This window comes from Porphyromonadaceae bacterium W3.11 (assembly GCA_030434245.1).
Taxonomy (GTDB): domain Bacteria; phylum Bacteroidota; class Bacteroidia; order Bacteroidales; family Porphyromonadaceae; genus Porphyromonas_A.
Map to the genome: position 1 here is coordinate 16,614 of JAUISX010000004.1, position 16,549 is coordinate 33,162.

General features: G+C 38.0%; 12 protein-coding genes. All 12 read right to left on the reverse strand.

Annotated elements, in window-relative coordinates:
* Nucleotides 1-19: 19 nt before the first annotated feature.
* The 12 genes from QYZ87_06765 to QYZ87_06820 all read right to left on the reverse strand — a co-directional run bounded on the left by QYZ87_06765 (nt 20) and on the right by QYZ87_06820 (nt 16,405).
* Nucleotides 20-580 (reverse strand): 2-oxoacid:acceptor oxidoreductase family protein, encoded by a 561-nt coding sequence (locus QYZ87_06765; protein ID MDN4754227.1) that lies wholly within the window; start codon nt 578-580, stop codon nt 20-22.
* A gap of 32 nt (nt 581-612) precedes the next feature.
* Nucleotides 613-1,410 (reverse strand): thiamine pyrophosphate-dependent enzyme, encoded by a 798-nt coding sequence (locus QYZ87_06770; protein MDN4754228.1) that lies wholly within the window; start codon nt 1,408-1,410, stop codon nt 613-615.
* Between the two features lie 254 nt (nt 1,411-1,664).
* Nucleotides 1,665-2,744 carry a 3-methyl-2-oxobutanoate dehydrogenase subunit VorB gene (locus QYZ87_06775; GenBank protein MDN4754229.1) on the reverse strand — a complete coding sequence of 360 codons (1,080 nt, stop codon included), beginning with the start codon at nt 2,742-2,744 and terminating at the stop codon, nt 1,665-1,667.
* Nucleotides 2,745-2,803: 59 nt separating this feature from the next.
* Nucleotides 2,804-3,040: a 4Fe-4S binding protein gene (locus QYZ87_06780; protein ID MDN4754230.1), complete on the reverse strand. Its 237-nt coding sequence runs from the start codon at nt 3,038-3,040 to the stop codon at nt 2,804-2,806.
* Nucleotides 3,041-3,355: 315 nt separating this feature from the next.
* Nucleotides 3,356-3,826: a hypothetical protein gene (locus QYZ87_06785; GenBank protein MDN4754231.1), complete on the reverse strand. Its 471-nt coding sequence runs from the start codon at nt 3,824-3,826 to the stop codon at nt 3,356-3,358.
* 311 nt (nt 3,827-4,137) lie between these two features.
* Nucleotides 4,138-4,530, reverse strand: coding sequence for a hypothetical protein (locus tag QYZ87_06790; GenBank protein MDN4754232.1), 393 nt, complete (start codon nt 4,528-4,530; stop codon nt 4,138-4,140).
* A gap of 174 nt (nt 4,531-4,704) precedes the next feature.
* Nucleotides 4,705-6,258 carry a RagB/SusD family nutrient uptake outer membrane protein gene (locus QYZ87_06795; protein MDN4754233.1) on the reverse strand — a complete coding sequence of 518 codons (1,554 nt, stop codon included), beginning with the start codon at nt 6,256-6,258 and terminating at the stop codon, nt 4,705-4,707.
* 21 nt (nt 6,259-6,279) lie between these two features.
* Entirely contained in the window at nt 6,280-9,285 is a 3,006-nt protein-coding gene (locus QYZ87_06800) for a SusC/RagA family TonB-linked outer membrane protein (GenBank protein MDN4754234.1), read from the reverse strand.
* A gap of 167 nt (nt 9,286-9,452) precedes the next feature.
* On the reverse strand, nt 9,453-10,826 hold the full coding sequence (locus QYZ87_06805; protein MDN4754235.1) for a PL29 family lyase N-terminal domain-containing protein: 1,374 nt from the start codon (nt 10,824-10,826) through the stop codon (nt 9,453-9,455).
* 31 nt (nt 10,827-10,857) lie between these two features.
* The gene (locus tag QYZ87_06810) at nt 10,858-11,826 is read right to left on the reverse strand and encodes a PorV/PorQ family protein (GenBank protein ID MDN4754236.1); all 969 of its coding nucleotides are present in this window, start codon (nt 11,824-11,826) and stop codon (nt 10,858-10,860) included.
* Between the two features lie 58 nt (nt 11,827-11,884).
* Entirely contained in the window at nt 11,885-14,719 is a 2,835-nt protein-coding gene (locus QYZ87_06815; GenBank protein MDN4754237.1) for a S8 family serine peptidase, read from the reverse strand.
* Between the two features lie 93 nt (nt 14,720-14,812).
* Nucleotides 14,813-16,405 carry a BACON domain-containing protein gene (locus QYZ87_06820; GenBank protein ID MDN4754238.1) on the reverse strand — a complete coding sequence of 531 codons (1,593 nt, stop codon included), beginning with the start codon at nt 16,403-16,405 and terminating at the stop codon, nt 14,813-14,815.
* Between the last annotated feature and the right edge of the window lie 144 nt (nt 16,406-16,549).

Here is a 16,549-nt window from a genome sequence, read left to right on the forward strand (position 1 = left end):
CGCATTCAAACAAGAGTCATTAGATCTCAGCCTTAGACTCAAGCTTGACAATCTCCATACCCCTCTTAAGAGCATCTTCATTTAAAGGGATAAGCTTGTGATGGCGTTCTGGTAGTACCTTATAAAGACCATCTCTTACGTTAGAGAGCTCAATCATTGGGGCTACTTTGAGTAATCCCCCTAGCACTATCATATTGAACACCTTAGAGTTATTCATCTTATTTGCCTCCTCTGCTGCATCTACACGATACACATTCACATCCTTACGCTCTGGAACGTTAGCTACACCATTTGAGTCATACAAAAGAATCCCCCCAGGCTTAACGGTAGGCATAAACTTATCCATAGATGGCTGATTAAGGACAATCGCAACATCATAACTATTTAGGATAGGAGAACTAATTCTATCATCACTAATAATAACTGTAACATTAGCTGTTCCGCCACGCTGCTCAGGTCCATATGAAGGCATCCAACTAACTTCTTTTCCCCCTACTAGTCCTGAATATGCAAGGATTTTCCCCATAGAGAGGACACCCTGACCACCAAATCCAGCGATTACAATTTCGTATTTTTTCATTTCAGTATTATCTTATTAATTGAGTATCAATATCAAATATCCTTTAAGTCACCTAGTGGGTAAGCTGGATGCATATTATCAATCATCCATTCATTAGCCTTTTCAGGACTCATTTTCCATCCTGAGTTACAAGTAGATACCACCTCTACAACAGAGCAACCCTTTTTATTCATAGAGTTCTCAAATGCCTTCATAAGAGCCTTCTTAGTCTTACGTACAGCAGGAGCAGTATTAACACTCTGACGAGTCACGTATGCAACACCTGGAAGCTCCTTAAGTAGATTAGTAATATTTAGTGGATATCCATTAAGCTCTACATTACGTCCAGCAGGACATGTAGCAGTCTTCATCCCCTCTAGGGTAGTAGGAGCCATCTGACCTCCAGTCATCCCGTAGATACCATTATTAATGAAGATAATAGTGATATTCTCACCTCTATTGGCCGCGTGAATAGTTTCCGCTGTTCCGATAGCCGCTAAGTCACCATCACCTTGGTAAGTAAAGACGAGCTTATCAGGCTGTAATCGTTTCACAGCAGTAGCTAAAGCTGGTGCACGACCGTGAGCTGCTTCTTGCCAATCGATATCGATGTAATTATATGCAAATACAGCACACCCCACAGGAGCGATACCAACAGCTTTCTCTCCCATGTTCATCTCCTCTAGCACTTCTGCAACTAGCTTATGTACTACGCCATGGCTACAGCCTGGGCAGTAGTGCATAGTATTGTCATTTAAAAGTGTAGGTTTCTTATATACCAGATTTTCAGGTCGAATTAGCTCACTTACGTTCGCTGTTGTTTCGCCCATTATTTGCTTTTCTTGGTTCATGATATTATTTACTTTTATCGTTTTCAAAATCAAAATCTATTTTCCTTTTACGCCTCTTTCTTCTCTCAACAATTTTAATTCCATATTGTACTAAGCGAATCACTACGGCTGATATACCAAGTGAGTAAAACCAGATTCGATCATTTAGCACAAAAAATACTACAATAGCAGCTATGGCTAATAGCATAAATATCGTGGTAAGAATTTGTTGGAGTCCCTGGGTATTCATTGTACGGAAGTAGATTAATTATAAATTAGAACTTGAAAAAATCCTTCATCGCTGCCATTACTTCATCTGGAGAGAATAACATTCCACCCATACGACCATAATGGTACACAGGAGCCTTTCCATTAACTGCAAGTCGCACGTCTTCTACCATCTGACCGGCATTGAGCTCTACGCTAATGAAGCCTTTGGCTTGGTTTGCTAACTCTGCAATTCTCTTACTTGGGAATGGCCATAGCGTAATAGGTCTGATCATACCTACCTTGAGACCTTGCTCACGGCATAGCTCTACAACTTTTTGGCAAATACGGCTACCTGAACCAAAGGCTACGATGATATACTCAGCATCTTCAGTCTGGCTTTCCTCAAATAGCACTTCGTTCTTTTCGATAGTATCATACTTCTCTTGGAAGCGAAGGTTATTCTGCTCCATAACTGGAGAGCTTAGCTCTAAAGAAGTGATAATAGAACGCTCTTCAGGCTTATGACCTACAGTCGCCCATGGGTATTTTTCACGAATTTCCTCGTCTGTCATTCTTGGTTTTTGCTCTGGCAAATGTACCTTCTCCATCATTTGGCCAATAACACCATCAGAAAGAATCAAGACAGGGTTACGATACTTGAAAGCTAAATCAAATCCCATTCCTACAAAATCAGCCATCTCTTGAACAGAGTTAGGAGCTAGTGTGATCAGCCTATAGTCACCGTGTCCGCCACCCTTAACAGCTTGGAAATAGTCTGCTTGGCTAGGCTGAATAGTCCCAAGACCAGGACCACCTCTCATGACGTTAGCCAACACGCAAGGAAGCTCAGCTCCTGCCAGATAACTGACGCCCTCCATCATCAAACTAAAGCCTGGGCTAGATGTAGTAGTCATCACTTTTTTACCACATGCAGCACCGCCATATACCATATTTATAGACGAAACCTCACTTTCTGCCTGAAGAACTACCATCCCAGTAGTTTCCCATGGAGCTTCTTCAGTTAAGCATTCTAATACCTCACTTTGTGGAGTTATAGGGTATCCAAAATATCCATCGGCTCCGGCACGGATTGCAGCATGCGCAAGAGCTTCATTTCCTTTTAATAGTTTTACTTCTTTTTCCATAATGTCTATTTGTGGTTATTCATTAATATCTACTCATTACCTCAGTAGAGAGTTATCGCTTACTTACTGCGAGGTGCTCTGTACACAGTAATACACCCATCAGGACATACTAGTCCACAATTGCCACATCCGATACAAGTATCAGGTGTTTGCATATAAGCAAAGTGGTATCCCTTATCATTAATCTCTGAAGGATGTAGGTTTAAGGTGTTTGTTGGACATGAAACAACGCAAAGGTTACACCCTTTACAACGCTGTTGATTAACCACAACGGTTCCTTTTAATGTTGAAGTCATAACACAAAAAATATTTACACGTTATTATATATTATATCAGCAAAGAGATATACATTTAGAAGAAAATGCTATACTCTCCATAATAGCCTTAGACCAAAGTTACCTAAATTCATTCAAAAGGACAATATATCGTAACAGATTGATAGTAAATAGATTTAGGCATATAAACAACGCTAGGATGCACATTTTAACAAATCAGACCACAATAACTTCTTATTTTGCTTTGTGGACCCTACAAAATTTCTGAGTTTAACATTATTCTAACTCCTTTTTTATGGTTATTTGATGTTATTTTTGACTCTTTGTTATGAAAAGTCATAAAGAATCGACAGGAAGAGTACGAATGTCAGAGGGTAATGAACCTCCTTCAACGAAGCTCATCATGAACTGCGTAATGATGACGATAAGCGATATAATAAGTATGGCTAAAGCTATAAAAAAAGCCCATTGCCAAATCTTCTCTTTTTTAGAGAACTGCCTCTGGCTGTCCCACTGCTTATAATTACTCCACCATGCTTGCCTACGACCAACTATACCTAAGTATATGGAAATTCCCAGATCAATAATCGTAAATCCGCCAGCTACAATAAAGAAGCCATTAGAGGGGTTACCATCCATGACGAAAAGAGGTAAGATCAACATCAATAATATAATGTATCCTATCTTATAATAAAGTGGCCAATAGACGCCAAAAAAGAGCCCCCAGATCCACCTGAACCCGAACGCACCCCAGCTCCAATGGTAAATATTACCCTCCTGGCTTTTATGTTGCTTCTTATTCTTCATCAACCAAAGATACTCTTTTGCATTGAATTATGGAAGCTTTATTACCCTCGTCCCATTAATTGTACAAATATTATATTTATCGATCACCTGCGTACCAACTTTATCCAAAGCAACTCATTATCAATCTGTTTAAACAACCCAGAACTTTCAAGAGAATAATAATTTCTAATCACTTACCGCAAATTTATGACATCAAAAAGGGGGGCTTGGTTTTATATGAAAACCAAGCCCCCGAAAAACTTGTATTGTATCTGTAATTGTCAGATAGCTATTAAAACGTATGAACTCAACTTACCTAGTAATAAAAAAGATCAATTCTTCTTTATTAGAGTATATTGGCGTCCTTCAAACTTCATAATGCAGGTATTCCCATTAACGACGAGGTTATGCTTCACATGACCACCATTAGCTTGCAATATATTTAATGTCAACTTATGATCAGCGTATCGATAACTACCAGTATACTCATTTTCTGATTTCTCATACCCTGATTTTTCTACAAAAGTAAATTTAAATGTATTATCCATAAGCTGTAACTCAAGCTTATGATACACTCCACCTGTTTCATACTGCTCACAACCCCATACCGTTCCACTTAAAGACTTATCAGAGGGCTTTTCATTATTCTTTTGGCAACCCGTAGCAACTAGGGCGACAAGCATGAACATACATGCGGCAAGAAATAAATTCTGTTTATTCATCATACTAATTCTAATTAAAACAATCATTTAACTTTCAAAGGTACTTCAAAAGCCCATAATAGAGAATGCCGGCACATAGAAATAATCTTAAAAGCGACATCTGTACCCCCCATTAATATCTTAATATTAATAAAGAGTACAGATGTACTAAATTCTAATTCCTATAACAGGCTTATTTCACAAACCCCATCCAGGATTTTGTTGTTTGGCAATTTCAGGATTTGTCTTAATATCATTACTTGGGATAGCCCAAACAAATTTATCATGTCCAGCAGGGATCTCAAGGTTAAGCCCTACTCCACTATACAGATAAGGTGTTGAACCATCTCTTCTCGCCTGAGGTGCATAACGTTTCATTGGCATATTCCAACGACGAAGATCCCAAAGACGGAACCCTTCAAATGCTAATTCTCTAGTACGCTCATCTTGTATTTCCTTAAACAACCTAGAGCCAGTAGATTTAACAGCACTTAAGCCACGGCTCAAGCGAAGATCATTTAGATACCTAGTAGCTCGGACTGCGTCATCCATCATAAAAGCAGACTCAGATGCTATAAGATACTGCTCAGCAATTCGAAAAACTTTAGGTTCGGTCAAACTATTTGGGACATAACCACCCCAAACATCATACAAGCTACCAAAGAGTGATGCATACTCCTTATCGCCCTTAAACTTAGATATAACATATAGAGAATATGTTTCATCGCCATAAAGACACTTTTGCTCCTCAAAATAAACCTTTTTACGTAGATCAGTATCAGAATATAAATCTAAAACCCACTGAGTAGGTAAATAATCAGGATTATTTCTAAGGCCGTACTTTTCCTCATATAGTGTAGTTGGAGAATAATAATTGGATGTATTAGGAAGTTCATTAGGTCTCTCAATACGTAATTGTAATATCTCCTCTGTACTTAGGCTACTATGCCACATCAATCTATAATTCTCTTCACTAGGTATAGTTAGAGGGTATGATGCTGACGAAATCAATGATTCTGCAAGCTCTAGAGCACCGGCCCAATCAGACATATAAAATTTAACTCTAGCCTCAAGTGCAATAACAGCATCAATGGTGATACCAAAGGCCATCGCACTACCTTTATTTGGAGCTAATAACTTTTTAGCTTCCTTGATATCTACATTTAGAATATGATCATAAACAGCCTTGTTAGTTGAACGACCAGGCATTCCAAAAGGGGCATACTCTAAAGTCAAAGGCACACTCAAATCAGTTTCTGCAGTTTCTGCATGGTATGGTGCACCATATCGTATTGCTAAATTAAAAAGATAGTAAGCACGTAAAAAATGTGCCACGCCAGTCGCTTTCGCCACTGTAGCTTCCTCATCTGGATTACTAGTAGGCACCTTTGCAAAACGAGGCAATGCATAATTAATATTTTTAATTCTGCTGTAATACGCTTGCCATACGCTACCTAGGTCTTCATTACTGGCCTTAAATGGCTCCCAATCATAAGCGTTACTCATATTATTAGAGAAGCCTACAGAGGCATTAAGTTGGTCGGCTTGAACATCCTGAAGATTCTCAAAAATACCTTTTTGGACAGTTCTGAAACCAGCCATAAAACCAGCCTCCCAATATCTAACATGATCTACAGTCTTTAGAGACTGATGCTCAGGTATAGCATTTGATGGTAGCCTATCTAAGTTACATGAAGCTAACAATAGCGATATGGCGATACCATAGATTACTCTTAAATATAATTTATTCATAATGTTTTTTATTCGTCAGACTTAAAAGTTCAATTCTACTCCTAAAGTAAACTGTTTGGTATTAGGATTCATGCCTCGTGAAGCATTACTATTATCTTCAGGATCTTGCCCCTGGAATTTAGTAAAGGTCAAAAGGTTACGACCAGATAAGAAAATTTTCGCACCAGTCAAAGCACTCTGTTTTTCTAATAAACTTTTTGGTATTGTATACCCGAGAGTTAAATTTTTAAGTCTCATGAAAGATGCATTTTCAAGATAACGTGTATCGTATGAAAGTGCCTCTCCATATTTTCTCTGATACTCAAGGCTAGGATACTTTGCATTCTGAAGGGGTTTTTTCCAGTAGTCCATAACATCTCGATCTTGAGCAAACCCTTGTGCTGCATATTTCATAGGGTTTTCCAAAAAATAACGATCCAGAGATAGTATATGCTTTCCAAGAAAAAATGCAAAATCAGCCTGTAGTGAAAATCCTTTCCAATTAGCAACCAAGCCAAAACCACCGGAGAATGGTGCATAACGAGCAATACCTGAATTTTGATCAAGAATATCAGAATGCTCGGAAGTTAACATAGTCTCATCCTTATTAGTACGCTCTGGATAAAAAACGCCATTCTCACTTTCAGGAATGTACCAACGAGGATATCCATTCTTAGGATTAATATCCTTAAAGATAGGTAAAACATACATAATCGGTTTTCCAACTATATATCCCACACCAGTATTTGGAATAATCCATGAGTCACGACCTTGGAATAATTCAATCACTTTATCTTTATTATAGTTAAAGTTAAAGTATGCAGACAATCCATAATCTTTTCCAGAAAGTATATCTGCTGAAATATTTAAGTCAATACCTCTATTCTGATACTTACCAACATTCTTCTTAACAAAAGCATATTGACCAGATAACTCTAGACCTGAAGTATATGGATATGGGACATCCATCAGCATATCAGAAGTTAAGCGATCATACAGCTCTACTTTTAGGTGAAGTCGATTAAAGACATCAAGACTAACGCCCAAAGTAGTTTTTCTTTGCTTCTCCCAACCTAGATCAGGATTACCTGGACTTACTAACCCCCAGCCTTTTATTCCATTATACTGGCTATAGTTTCCAACAAGTGCGAGAGATTCATAATAATCAATATCAGCGTTACCCTGTGTACCAGTACTTAAACGCAAATCAAGATCATCAATCCAATCTACATTCTCAAGGAACGATTCCTTCTTTGCCTTCCATAAAAGTCCAGCAGACCAGAACAACCCGTTTCTCTTATTTGCACCGAAAACAGAAGAGGCATCATTTCTAAGTACTAGGTCTACATAATATTTATCATCGTAGTCATACCCAAATTGTCCAAAAAACGAAAGAAAAGCATATTCATATTCATTTTCAGAGATTCTGATGTCCTTTGTTGCAGCAGAAAGCAAGGTCAGATTATCATCCACCAATCCGCCTCCTGATGCACCAAAGCCATCGGCTTTGAATTCAGTATATTCATGACCACCTAAAAGAGAGAAATGATGAATATCGTCGAAATTAAACTTATACTCTGCTACAGTATTTGTAGATAGTGAGTAACCACCATTAAACGATCTCGTCTTACTACCATGACCTTCATTCTTGATATATGAAGGTTTGGATAAACTGTTGTAGATATTATAGTTGAGAGTCACTCCTACTTGTGAACGGATTTGAAAATTTTCAAATGGAGTGATTGTCAAACTACCGATTGTGTTTAATACTAAATCTCTTGTATTATATAGATTCTTATCTATAACATATTTAGGATTAAGAAAAAGGAACACAGCGGGGATGGGACGATCATATATTTCTTCACCATTCTCATCATACGGAGAATAGTATGGTGCTATATATGGTGCAAATCCTCCTCCAAATGAATTAGAAGGATAAGGAACCGTCTTAGTATTAGAATAGAACAAACTTGCGTTTAGCCCTAACTTAATGTAATCATTCAAAGTAGAATTTAAATTAAGTCGGGTATTCAACTTATTATATGATGATCCCGCTCTAAGACCCTCTTGATCAAAAAAACCTAATGAGAAGAAATAATTTGTTCTACCCATTCCTCCTGAGACATTAACATCGGCCTGATATGTTGGGGCATTCTGATAAAAGTATTTATACCACTTGGTATTGTTCATACCATACTTCTTTTTCATCTCATCCAACTCAGCACCTGTCTTGATTCCAAACTCTTCTAACATTTGAAAAGTCTCATCAGTATTTTGAAGCCTATTATAGTAACTAGTATTAGCAAGTGACGAAATACCATACTGTGCTCTTACATTGATCTTTGCCTTTTCTGACATTGACCCACGCTTAGTCGTTACATATATCACACCATTTGCAGCTCTTGCTCCATAGATGGAAGTAGCAGCAGCATCTTTAAGAAACTGCATACTCTCAAAGTCGTTAGAGTTCATCCCTTGTATGATACCTGCCGATACAGGCATACCATCAAGGATATACAAAGGTGCAGATCCAGAGTTAATAGACCCTCTACCATGCAACTTAACAGATGCAACAGCACTTGGCTCTCCAGAAGAAGTAGAAACTTGTACACCAGCGACCTTACCCTGAACAGCATCAAAAATATTCGCTGTCGGCTTCTCTGTCAAATCCTTAGAACCGACTTTTACAATAGAAGCAGACGTAGCCGCTACCTTCTTTGAAGCATAACCTACTACTACGACTTCATCTAAGAGCTCAGAACTAGGTTTTAGTTGGACCTTCATGTCCGCTGATGCCGGCACTTCTTGAGTATCATAACCGATGAAGCTAAATATGATTATTTCTCCCTTAGTTGCCTTTAGTTTAAATTTACCATCAAAGTCAGTTGATGCTCCTACGGTTGGATTATTCTTAAGACTAACCCTAGCTCCAATTAGAGGCTCATTATTCTCGTCTATCACAAGCCCTTGTACGTTGATGTCTTGTCCGAAAGCGATCTTTATAGTAAATAGGATCATTCCGAACATCATCAAAAATTTATTTTTCATACCATTATTATCATATTGACATTTATACATCATCAATCCATCAATATGAAGGATATAATGAAGGTACAATTATCATTATTTTACATCTTAAAATTACTTCTAAAATCGATCAAGCAATACTCATTTTTGAGCGAAAATACTTATGACAACATAGAAGTCAACACAAATTAATAATCACTAAATGGTCTTACCGAAAATTTATACTTATCCGTATTACCTGTTAAGATTGAACGATGGATACGAACCTCTGACTTATCAAATTCCACACCATGCAATTTATATTTATTAAATCCACTGTTTTGGTAATCATCAGAAGCAGGATAAAAACCTTTTGTTCCGAGATACACATGTGAATTACCACTTATATAACCTGCAGTTGGGAAAAGACGCTTTACATACTTAGCACTACTATCGCTCCAGAAATCTTCTTTTGAAATAGCATCCAAAGTCATCTTAGCATCACTTCCAATCAAGCGAGCAGTTACTTCGAGTGCAGACATATTATTATCTTCTCCGAAATTAACCAAGCGGTATCTATAGGCAGTTCGCATACGATTGTCATCTCCAATGAATTTAATACCATAAACGACACCGCCAGACACTGAATTATATTCCGCAGTGTATTCTTTTTCCTCTTGGCCTTTACCAACTTTTATAGTTTCCTTTACACTCTCCTTAACTTTACTTTCGGTAAAGGAAATAATGCCAGAAGAAGGGAACACGCCCAGCCATTCTGAAGCTGATGGGAAATGATAAATACCAGCTAAAAAGCGTTCTGCAAAAAGACTCTTAGCCTCATCGAACGAGAACATTCCAAGCTGATCAATACCATTAGAAGTTGCAAAACTCTTACCTTCAGTAGCAACACCGAATTCTGAAACATACTCTAATGCAAGTTTATCAGGATCATAGACTCCAGGATTATCCGAACCGCCAGCATTCTTGGAAATCGTAAAAGTCTTTCCATCAAAGTTAATAACTATAGCTGCATCGGTTTCTGTTATTGAAAAGGTATCTGTGGCATCAAGCCCCTTAGCACGTACTCTTTCACCATTTTCATCCCTTAAAACCTTCCATGTTGCGCCATCATCTGTACTAATTTGCCAAAAGCCGTCAGCTGTAATCTGCACTTTAGGCATCTTTCCATCTTCTGCTTTAGCCTTAATAGGTTCCCCACCTGAATCTCTCATAAGTTCACCATTAATAGTCCAGTATAAAGTCCCATTAAGCTCTTTCACAGAAATATCTGGTGTTTTTCCGTTCCTTCCATTCATCAAACTAAGCTTACTACCGTCAGACATAATGAGTTCATAACCATATGAAGTCTCAGTCCACTTTTCGATAGATTTCTTTCCAGCTTCGGCGTCAATGAGAACCTGAAGAGTTTCGATTCTTGAATTAGCATTTTTCATTAAATTCTCAAGGTTACTCACCCTTGATTTTAAATCCTCAAGGTCTTGATTAATTGACGATAGATCAGTACATGATACTGCAATTATCAAAAGCAGAAGGCCACATGTAAAATTTGCGATTTTCTTCATTTTCAGTCTATATAATTTGGTTATTTAACACTCAATAATTGTATGATAGACTCAGTACAAGCCTATCACTGTAGTTCGTATTCAGCCCTTTCAAGTAGGCAAAGTCTATTGAACCACCCATAAACTTAGCCCCAACACCAGCTGTCCAATGGCTAGTGTACCTTGTACCTATCTGAACACCGGTCCTGAAGCTAACAAGATCAAACACGGTATATTCTCCTCCAAGGTTCGCTTGAAAAACCTGATTCTTAATAGGCAAAAAGAAATATCTAGCTCCTACTAAAGAGGTAATCTTATGAATATCACCTAACTTGACAGTTAGGTCGGAAGTTATTTCTGCTTTAGCTGGGAGATTATATCTCTCAGATGACGAATAGTAAAGATGGGTTCCAAAATTAGAGACCCGTGCGGCCACATTAAGTGTTGCTAAAGAACGTGCGATACTGAAATCAGTAAGGTAATTAGCTCCTACAGAGAAACTTCCTGCATAAGCAGGACGGCCTGTATAGCTCTGGATAAACGACATCGTAGCAAAAGCACTAAACTGATCGTTAATCCTAAAAGCATAACCAAGATCGGCAGCCCAATCAAAGGGGTTATATTTCCTTATGTCCTGATCATCGTATGGCCCATCTATAATTTGATATGACAGCCCTCCTTGGTAGCGAAATCCAGCAAATACTACATGTCTATTCAAAAACTTAGCACCTAAAGATATTGAACCATTCTTAAGACGACCCGATGCTTCTTCATAAGTTGGATATAACATTCCATTTGCAGAGATCGTGTACTTATTAGGCTGATACAATATAGAAGCTGGATTAATATACAGATAATTGCTCTTCGCACTCATTAATGTTGCACTACCCATGGATGCTGCTCGTGCATCAACTGGTGCTTCTAGTATTGGGAGAAGACGATTCTGAGCATTCATTTCAAGAGAGGCTAACCCTATTGAAAGAATGAGTAGAAGGTACTTTTCAAAAAACTTAATTCTCATATTATTTATTCATTTTACCAAAAATATTTATTTGGAATCTCTTATACTCTAAAGTAGATTATTTCTTTAAAATACTTCGTACTGTTTCACGACCATCTACTTTTATCACTAAGACATAAGAACCTGGCATCAAATGTTTCATATCAATCTGTGCAGCTCCAGAATCATTCACCTTCGCATCTTCTTGGAAAATTAATTCTCCATTCACACTTTGAACTTTTACATGGGCGGCATTGTATTTTGGATTAAGCCATATATTAAGCTCTCGCTGAACAGGTATAGGCCATACCGCAAATACGTCAGAAGTAGCATCCTCGGTGACTGTAACTTCTATGGTAGTATTGGTTGTCATATAGCCATTACTTGCTGTAACCACAATAGAAGTTTTTCCAGGTTTTTCTCCAATAATAAATAAATGACCAGCCTCATTAATAAAGGTACTAGCAACAGCTGGATTACTAGATATAGCCTTAAAGCTGTGGCTCAAGAAGTAAGGTTTTTCGAAATAACTAGGAAGTGCCAATTCTATCGGTTCACTATGAATACCAACTAAAAGTGGCTGAATAGGTGACTTAAGAATTGGTTTCTTGATATACACGACTCTGAACGGAACACTAAACGTTTTGGTAAGTCCTAACTCGTCTGTCAAAACAACTTTAACGGCATGCTCTCCTTCACCTAAAACTGGACGAATTACGAACTCAATTCCATTTGTGACCTTTCTGTGTGTAATACCTCCTCTGTCACCTGCTATTTCATAGCTCCAAGAATGACCATCTATATCCTTTACATCTAAGAGATATGTACTTCTATCAATAACGAAGATAGGTTCACTTGGAATGTTTGAAATTTCAGGAGCATGATTCACTTTTGTATCACCAGCGAAAAAACTTGGTTCTGAAGTATTACCCCACTTGTCATATGCTACTAAAGCAAAATGATATGTAGTGGCAGGCTCAAGAGAAGAAACAGTAAAACTCATCTCATCACCAGGTTTTGTTCCGACACCACTGATGAATCCATTAGCTGTTCCTGATACATCACCATCTGTAAGATAATTATTCTTATCTAGTGGCTTATTAGATACATACAATCTATATCTGAGAGGTTGATTATCATCCTCGTCACTTGGAACAACCCAATACACGGTAAGTGCAGTAAATGCATTTTCAGTGGACTTATCTTTAATAATCTCTGGTTTATCAGGTGCTTTGTGATCATTCTTCAGTGTAAGTGCTGCATATGCATCAATAGTACCTATACCAAGCTTTCCAGCATATTGTGGATTAACCTTGTCCAGATCCACTGGAAGTACTGACGCAAGCATACGCGCTTTTAGCTCATCATTTGTAAATCCCTGTCCACCAAACTTAGATAAGACAAGAGCAGCAACACCTGAAATATGTGGACATGCCATAGATGTACCATGATAGTAATGATACTCTTCTCCATTCAACATAGCAGGTGCCATTGTACTAAGCACACCTGCTTTTTCACCATACCTCTGCATATCACCACCTGGTGCAGCAATATCTACCCAATCACCGTAAGTAGAATAACTAGCTTTTGTAAAGTTAGGAGCAACTGCTGACACAGCTATTACGCGCTCGTAATTAGCTGGAGGAGTGGGATAATCCAAGTTGTCATTACCCGCTGCAAAAAATACGATTCCACCTTTCATTGGAGAGTCTTTTCTTTGCTCGCCATAATTTGGATCATCTTTAACCAGGACTGTTCCGGCTTTATCGATAAAAAAGTCAATAGCCTCTTTTATGACATCTGGCATAACTTCAACCCCTGATGCAAAAGGGTAACCCCATGAATTCTGAGAAATAGTAGCACCATTTAGAGCTCCATATATGATGGCATTAGCAATGTTCTCTGTTGAAGCACCTTTTGTAGTCACACCATCAGGATTCGCTCTAAGAATTGCAGCAGACATCAGACGTACTCCAGTTGCCTTTGGGTCTTTATCATTTCCACCAGCTACTCCTGCAACACCTATTCCATTATTCGATCTCGCTGCTACTGTACCTGCTACGTGAGTACCGTGACCATCTGCATCAGGGAGAATATCTGCTGAATTAGAGACAAAACAGAATCCATGAATATCATCTTTATATCCGTTATCGTCATCATCATGGTCATTCTTGGCCTCGCCTGGGTTGACCCATAGATTATCTACCAAATCTGGATGAGTCACATCAATACCGCCATCAACGACACAAACAATTACATTCGGTGTTCCGGTGGTTATTTCCCATGCTTTAAAAAGATTAATATCACAGCCTTGCTTTGACCAATATTTGTCTCCTAAATTGTTGTAGTGCCATTGAAGAGGTAAGTATTCATCATCAAATGGATATTTATCAGAGCGAATGAGATCATATACGTGTTCTTCGCCTTGAGCAGAGCCAAAAACTTCGGCTTTACATGAATACTCCACTTTTTCGATCTCTGCGACACTATTTAGTAAAGAAAAGGCAGAGGGCAAAGGGGTTTCTTCATCAAAACTTGCAATATACCACCGATCAAGCCCCGCATCCTTTAGTGCACCCTCGAATTTTCCAGAGGGAAGGACAAGACGTTCTACCTTGTGCGTATTCATCGCACTCAAAGCAGCAGACATAGGTCCAGGCACAGATGACATCTGAATGACACCAGAATTGATAAGCTTTATATCTCTTGATGTCTCTCGACCAACCTTAAAAATAATCTTGCCTGGTATCGCACTCTTCGGAGCATACAAGGACGAAGTGTTTCTTTCAGAAACATTTTGGTCACTTGTCTGAGAAGACGTTAATACTACTTCTCTCTTATTCTCACACCCATATATGCTAAAAAGAGAGGCAACCAAGACTATTAGCAGATTAAATATATATTTTTTCTTCATAATCTATTACTAATTTTTGCATTTAATGTTTCATTCAAATCACAAAACACAAACACCATCTTATTCAAATAAAATTGTGACATCTGAGATAAATCATTTTCCTGAAGATAACAGTTTATCTTGACGTACTACCTCCTCGTGAGCCATAGACAAAAAAGCTTCTCTTTCTGCTGCAGTTTGAGCACCTAAATCTCTATGGAAATAACTTATTGCCAAAACAGGCATTAGATCCATAACGGAATTAAACCTAGTACCACGAGGGATAATAAGAATCTTTTTCTCTTCATTATACCATTGAGTAAGTCCATCAACCTCCTTTATATACTTAAAGCCAGAAGCTACAAGAAGGTTTTGAAACTCTTCAGTTAGATAGTATTTTCTTTCGCTTAAAAATGCTCCCAAATGAACATCATTAAAAACAGCTACCAATTGATCTAGCTTATCAGCAATTTCACCCGTATTTGGATCTACTTCTGAATCATTCATACCGAAAATACGTGCAACTAATGGACTTAGACTTGGGTCAACTGTATACTGAGACTCTACGACAATACTTGGATGCTTCTTACTCCGTGTTTCATAATCAAGGGTTGAACCATTTGCCAGCTCATTTTCCTTGATTTTTGCGTAAGTCCAATCACCAAACAAATACTCATATTTATCAAATGGGAACTTACTAAACGTCTTATATGGCTCTGTCTGTTTTCCTCTTGACTTAAGTGTAATTGTAGAAGGCTTGGTTTCATCCTTATTAATTTTCATGACCAAACCATAAGCTGCTTCAGAATTAGACCCAGAAAAGACCAAAATCTTACTAGAAGGATCTACAGTATTATTTGATATGGCAAATCCATTATACGACAAAAAATCCATAAACTCACTAGACTGTAAAACGTCTGGAGCATAGGATGTTATTACTATGTTTGTAATAAGTTTTGAAGATGTGTCAATATTATAGACAACATCAGAATAGACCGACGATGCATAAACAAATTTTACTGTCACACTACCTGGCTGACCAAGCAAACCGGCTGCGGCTGAATACTCAAGCAAAAAGTTGCCATTATTTTCTTCAAATGCAATGACTTCATAAGGGGTAGACCTTCTTTCCAAAAGAGGGAGTGCATATTTGGCATTTTTTCGTCTAGGTTGCTGAGTGAAATTCACGACAACAACTTTTCCAGACATATTAACATACATCTGAGCAACTCTCTCTTTTAGTGTAGAATTAGCATCAGCAATTACTTTTATAAACCCGCCAATCCGATTTGCATGTAGCCACTCTTTACCATCTTCAATTTCAAAAGACCAATCAGAATCATTTGAGGATACATCTATCAAAATGGCTTGTCCATCAGACAATAGGTCTATATCTTTTGGGGAAACATCTAAAAGCGTAATAGCCTGACTTTGCGTAACAGTTACCAATTCTTTAACACCGCCTGCTACCACTAAAATACCAGACTTTCTTTTTTCCCCAGACCTATTCTCTTTAGCTGAGACATAGATCCCCTTGTCCTTATACTCTACTTTAAGCCAACTAGGATCTAGAGAGACAGCTTTAACTATTGCTTGATTAGTTTTAACTGTTATTTGAGGAATATAGCCAGCTTCAACCTCTTTGCTTGTAAATTCTAGAGATTGAGATGAAAGCTCTAGCACCGCAGGCTCCGTATTTCTATCCATCTCATCCTCAGGTACACAAGATATAGCTAACACTATAAAAGTCAAGAAGACAGAGGTTAATCTTATCATTGTTTTCACATTCATCATTTACCTTATACAAATATTTTTAAAAGCATACCGAGTTCGCACAGAATTGTAATAAAA

Bases quoted from the DNA above. Each gene is read 5' to 3' on its own strand.
- QYZ87_06815 (MDN4754237.1), bottom strand. From the start codon at position 14,719: ATGAAGAAAAAATATATATTTAATCTGCTAATAGTCTTGGTTGCCTCT.
- QYZ87_06805 (MDN4754235.1), bottom strand. From the start codon at position 10,826: ATGAAGAAAATCGCAAATTTTACATGTGGCCTTCTGCTTTTGATAATT.
- QYZ87_06810 (MDN4754236.1), bottom strand. From the start codon at position 11,826: ATGAGAATTAAGTTTTTTGAAAAGTACCTTCTACTCATTCTTTCAATA.
- QYZ87_06775 (MDN4754229.1), bottom strand. From the start codon at position 2,744: ATGGAAAAAGAAGTAAAACTATTAAAAGGAAATGAAGCTCTTGCGCAT.
- QYZ87_06785 (MDN4754231.1), bottom strand. From the start codon at position 3,826: ATGAAGAATAAGAAGCAACATAAAAGCCAGGAGGGTAATATTTACCAT.
- QYZ87_06820 (MDN4754238.1), bottom strand. From the start codon at position 16,405: ATGGATAGAAATACGGAGCCTGCGGTGCTAGAGCTTTCATCTCAATCT.
- QYZ87_06790 (MDN4754232.1), bottom strand. From the start codon at position 4,530: ATGATGAATAAACAGAATTTATTTCTTGCCGCATGTATGTTCATGCTT.
- QYZ87_06770 (MDN4754228.1), bottom strand. From the start codon at position 1,410: ATGAACCAAGAAAAGCAAATAATGGGCGAAACAACAGCGAACGTAAGT.
- QYZ87_06800 (MDN4754234.1), bottom strand. From the start codon at position 9,285: ATGAAAAATAAATTTTTGATGATGTTCGGAATGATCCTATTTACTATA.
- QYZ87_06765 (MDN4754227.1), bottom strand. From the start codon at position 580: ATGAAAAAATACGAAATTGTAATCGCTGGATTTGGTGGTCAGGGTGTC.
- QYZ87_06780 (MDN4754230.1), bottom strand. From the start codon at position 3,040: ATGACTTCAACATTAAAAGGAACCGTTGTGGTTAATCAACAGCGTTGT.
- QYZ87_06795 (MDN4754233.1), bottom strand. From the start codon at position 6,258: ATGAATAAATTATATTTAAGAGTAATCTATGGTATCGCCATATCGCTA.